This is a genomic window from Cryobacterium lactosi, assembly GCF_004403945.1.
Taxonomy (GTDB): domain Bacteria; phylum Actinomycetota; class Actinomycetes; order Actinomycetales; family Microbacteriaceae; genus Cryobacterium; species Cryobacterium lactosi.
In genome coordinates, this window is sequence record NZ_SOHM01000023.1 from 1 (window position 1) to 1695 (window position 1695).

Consider the following 1695-nt stretch of genomic DNA (forward strand, 5'->3'; position numbering starts at 1 on the left):
CAAGGAGCAAGCTCCTCTTCACCGTTCGACTTGCATGTGTTAAGCACGCCGCCAGCGTTCGTCCTGAGCCAGGATCAAACTCTCCGTAAATGTTTAATAGCCTCACCACGCAAGCGTGACGGGCACATCTAGTGCTGAAAGCCACCGGAATAGGCGAACAATCAGCAAGTTTGAAACTGACAGAACAAATCATTACTGACTTGCTTTGTTGTTTAGATGTTTTCCAAAGGAATCTCTTGGCCCTTCACCGCTAGAAACGGATCCAAACCACGAGGTTTTTGGCATTTGACATTGTGCACGCTGTTGAGTTCTCAAGGATCGGACGCACCCGACTTCAGGCCTGAAAGGCTGTCGCTCCGGGGCAACTTTACGATCTTAGCGTCCGCGCTGATCCGTGTCAAATCAACTGAACGGCGTGTCCTGGGCAAACTAGTGCCGTGGAAAACTTCGTTCGATCAATCTGATCTGATCGTGCGGGGAGCTGGTTTCCGCTTCAGTGACAGAAAACGTCGATGACGAGTTGTGTACTGGAGGTGGGAGGTGGTCCCGCTTGAGGCCGGAAGCTCTGCGGCTTTTCCGAACCTGTGGGGTGACGAGAGATGACATTACGGGGATTCTGAGGGGGCCGCAAATTACCCCTGACGCCCGGGCGTGTCGGGCTTGGTGGGGCTGAATCGTGGTCTCCCCGCGAGGATCAGGTGGGGTTCGGTGCGGTCCTGCCGGCATCCTCGACGGACGTGAGGCGATGCCGGATCATCTGCCAGCCCTGAGGCGGAGTGGTCAGGCGCGCGTGGCGCTCGCACAGGTCATAGGCGTGCGGTTCGTGGCTGCCGGAAAGCGGACCGAGTACTGCCATGGAGTCTGCATAAGAGAAGGTCAGGGTCGCCACGGCCTCGTCGCTGCAGGAGATTCGTGAGCACGGTCTTACTGACATGGTGATTGAAGGATACCGCCGATGACCCGGACGTAGACTGAGGTTATGCCTCGTTCACGCCGCGTAACCGTGCAGACGGCCACATCCCGCGGCCGGGGCCGGGACCGGCACGGCCGCGGCATCCGGAGTTCTGCCACAGGCCCCTTCCTCCCGCCATTGAGAACGCGGATCGACACTTTTGACATGACCATCGCGTCGACTGTCGACTACCTGCGGATGGTCTGGCCGACCGAGCTGTCCGACGTCAGCTTCGAAGTGGCTCCGGGGCCCCTGGCCGTGATCCCCGGTGTCGGGGTCGAGCGCTACGCCGTGGATGCCCGTGCCCGCCGCATCACCTTCTTCCGGCTGCCCATCCAACGATTGAGCCGGCTGCACCGCAATGACGAGCTCCACCAACGCATGGTCATTGAGAGCTGCGTCTTCCGCGGTGTGGCCGAGTTGCTGGGCAAGGATCCCTGGGATCTCGCGCCCGACCGGTTCAGACACTTCTAGGGGACGCTCCCCCGCACCATTCAGGTCGCGCTTGTCTTCGGACAGGCGCGATTTTTGTTGCCGCCGATCTTTTTTCCACGAACACCAAACCTTTTCTGGCGGGGGCCCGAACCACCTGCATACCAAGCAACACCCCGCACCACACCCCGCACCACCACCTCACAGCAAAGGATCACATCATGCGCAGCTTCACCAAGACCGCACTCGGACTGACCACCGCCGGCCTGCTCATCACCGGCCTCGCCGCCTGCTCCATGGACGAAGGAACC

2 protein-coding genes and 1 rRNA gene are annotated in these 1695 nt (G+C 60.1%); 1 reads left to right on the top strand and 2 read right to left on the bottom strand.

Translation table 11 applies throughout. The features are described from left to right. Positions 1-90 (bottom strand): 16S ribosomal RNA (locus E3T61_RS10485); the annotation flags it as partial. 604 nt (positions 91-694) lie between these two features. After that, on the bottom strand, positions 695-934 hold the full coding sequence (locus tag E3T61_RS10490; RefSeq protein ID WP_134640815.1) for a DUF3499 family protein: 240 nt from the start codon (positions 932-934) through the stop codon (positions 695-697). Between the two features lie 183 nt (positions 935-1117). Between E3T61_RS10490 and E3T61_RS10495 the strand changes: the two genes are divergently transcribed. Continuing rightward, on the top strand, positions 1118-1426 hold the full coding sequence (locus E3T61_RS10495) for a hypothetical protein (RefSeq protein ID WP_338145523.1): 309 nt from the start codon (positions 1118-1120) through the stop codon (positions 1424-1426). Positions 1427-1695: the final 269 nt, after the last annotated feature.

Coding starts and splice junctions, on each gene's coding strand:
- E3T61_RS10495 (WP_338145523.1), top strand. CDS start 1,118: ATGACCATCGCGTCGACTGTCGACTACCTGCGGATGGTCTGGCCGACC.
- E3T61_RS10490 (WP_134640815.1), bottom strand. CDS start 934: ATGTCAGTAAGACCGTGCTCACGAATCTCCTGCAGCGACGAGGCCGTG.